Here is a 1,478-nt window from a genome sequence, read left to right as displayed (position 1 = left end):
CCCCGCCAAAATGGCATGATTTTAGATTTCGATGGGGTTATAAATTAACATTAAATCAATTAGTTGCCTCAATCACTGTACATTTATACTGTATTTTTATGGTGATTATACGTACATTTTAAGCTATTTTATTCTGATGGGCACCCCGCACAGCACCCCCTAAGGTCTGTGTTATCGAAGGATAATAGAATGGCTTATTACAGTATTGAAAAGAGAGAAACCGCTTCCGGTGATTTACGCTATCGCTGCACGGTTGGCGTTAAGGAATCAGGTAAATATCTGCACAGAGAACGAAAAACATTCACTAAGCAAAGCCTTGCTAAAGCATGGGGTGTCGCAAGAGTAGCTGATATAGAACAAAACGGCTATGAGAAAATCAAGACGTCACAGTCCATCACCCTTGGCGAACTCATTGAGAAGTATATCGCTCACCCGCATATTAAAGTCGGAAGATCATCGGGCGACGTTTTTAAAATACTTAAACGCTGCGAAATAGTGAATATCCCTGTTGATGCTTTGACATCCAGCAGCTACATCGACCACTGCACCTACCGATTACGGACAGTGCAGCCATCAACGGCAGTTCATGACATCAATTGCATAGCCTCAGTCCTGAACGCCGCAAAACCCCTATTCAATATTGACGTTGATATTGACGCTTTCAAAAGTGCAAAAACCATGATGTCACTGATGAATATGACCGGGGTCGCTAATGCCAGAAACCGCCGACCGACAAAAGAAGAAATTACTCTGATTCTAAAGGGGCTTAAGCTTCGTACTGAGACGTCATATCAAAAAACACCCTTTGCTGAAATTTTCGAGTTCTCAATCCTATCATGCATGAGAATCGGGGAAGTCACCCGGATATTGTGGTCTGATGTTGATGAGGTGCAAAAGGCTGTTTTGGTTAGAGACAGGAAGGATCCAAGGAAAAAAGAAGGCAATCACATGATTGTCCCACTATTGGGAAATGCCTGGGAGATTCTCAAGAAACAACCAAAAATTGATGACCGGGTATTCCCTTTCCGAGACCGTTCAATCACTCAAACTTTTCGTGCTGTCCGCGACGAGTTGGGTATCTCTGATTTGAGATATCACGACTTACGCCGGGAAGGTGCCAGCAGATTGTTTGAAGCTGGTTTTAGTTTAGAAGAAGTTGCCCAAGTCACCGGACACCGCTCATTAGATGTGCTGTGGCGTGTCTATCGCGAAATCTACCCTCAGTCGCTTCATGATAAATTTGAGAGCCTCAAGTTAAAGTCTTCGGTTGATCAGTTGAAAATTTAAATATACTGTATGGATGAACAGCTATTTACATGAGCGATCATTACATGAAAAACCAAGACGAATTCAGCGGCATGCGTTTGCTGACTGACTTTCAGACGGCACATAGCGCCTTCGGTCAATTCGTAATTCTCAAAACATCTTTCGTAGACACGCTGGTAGGTATCGCAGATTTCAAAGCGGAAATTTACCCT

General features: G+C 43.0%; 1 protein-coding gene. It reads left to right on the top strand.

The features are described from left to right. Positions 1-189: 189 nt before the first annotated feature. On the top strand, positions 190-1,287 hold the full coding sequence (locus J8X26_RS27190) for a site-specific integrase (RefSeq protein WP_208952628.1): 1,098 nt from the start codon (positions 190-192) through the stop codon (positions 1,285-1,287). The last annotated feature ends 191 nt before the right edge of the window (positions 1,288-1,478 follow it).

The sequence above is a fragment of the Rahnella sp. ChDrAdgB13 genome, assembly GCF_017655185.1.
Lineage (GTDB): Bacteria > Pseudomonadota > Gammaproteobacteria > Enterobacterales > Enterobacteriaceae > Rahnella > Rahnella contaminans.
This window is presented reverse-complemented; position numbering and strand designations above follow the sequence as displayed.